Consider the following 1,001-nt stretch of genomic DNA (forward strand, 5'->3'; position numbering starts at 1 on the left):
GTCGTGGGCGGGGTGGTCGGCGGCGGAGGCGTCGTCGGCTTGTCCACGACCTTGCCGTCCGCGGGCAGGCCCGTGGCGGTGCCATCGTCGGCGATCGTGACCGTGAAGTCCGCGACCTTCTCGTAACCCTCCGGGGCCTTCGACTCGGTCACCGTGTAGATACCGGGAGCGACCGACGGGAAGGAGACCTTGCCGTCGGCACCCGAGGTGACCGTGGCGACCACGTTGCCGGAAGCGTCCTTCAACTGGAACTCGGCGCCCGCAAGCGGATTGCCGTTCTCATCCACCTTGGTGAAGCCGAACGGATACTCCGGAGGGGTCGCCGGCTTGTCCACGACCTTGCCATCCGTGGGCAGGCCCGTGATCGTACCGTCGTCCGCGATCGTCACGGTGAAGTCCGCGACCTTCTCATAACCCTGTGGGGCCTTCGACTCGGTGACCGTGTAGATACCGGGAGCGACCGACGGGAAAGTGACCTTGCCGTCGGTACCCGAGGTGACCGTGGCGATGACCTTGCCGGAAGCGTCCTTGAGCTGGAACTCGGCGCCTGCAAGCGGGTTGCCGTTCTCATCCACCTTCGTGAAACCGAACGGATACTCAGGCGGCGTCTTCTCGTCCACCACCTTGTTACCGGCGGGCAGGCCCGTGACGGTACCGTCGTCCGCGATCGTCACGGTGAAGTCGGCGACCTTCTCGTAGCCGGCGGGAGCCTTCGACTCCGTCACCGTGTACTTGCCGGGCTTGACGGCCGGGAACGAGACCTTGCCGTCGGAGCCGGAGGCGACCGTGGCGACGACCTTGCCGGCGGAGTCCTTGAGCTGGAACTCGGCACCCGCAAGCGGACCGCCCTGCTCGTCCACCTTGGTGAAGCCGAACGGGTACTTCGGGGTCTCGGGCGGCGGAGGCGTGGTCGGCTTGTTCGCCACCAACAGGCTGCAGGACGCGCCCGCGGCGTTCGCGTCGCACGACACCAGCTCGCCGAACCCGGAGAACGACACCGC

At 67.1% G+C, this 1,001-nt stretch carries 1 protein-coding gene; it reads right to left on the bottom strand.

Annotation, left to right across the window (positions count from 1 at the left end):
• The coding region (locus tag G1C96_RS10075) for an MSCRAMM family protein (protein WP_205832136.1) at positions 1-1,001 on the bottom strand (1,001 nt) is incomplete at both ends.

Source organism: Bifidobacterium moraviense (genome assembly GCF_012932365.1).
Taxonomy (GTDB): domain Bacteria; phylum Actinomycetota; class Actinomycetes; order Actinomycetales; family Bifidobacteriaceae; genus Bifidobacterium; species Bifidobacterium moraviense.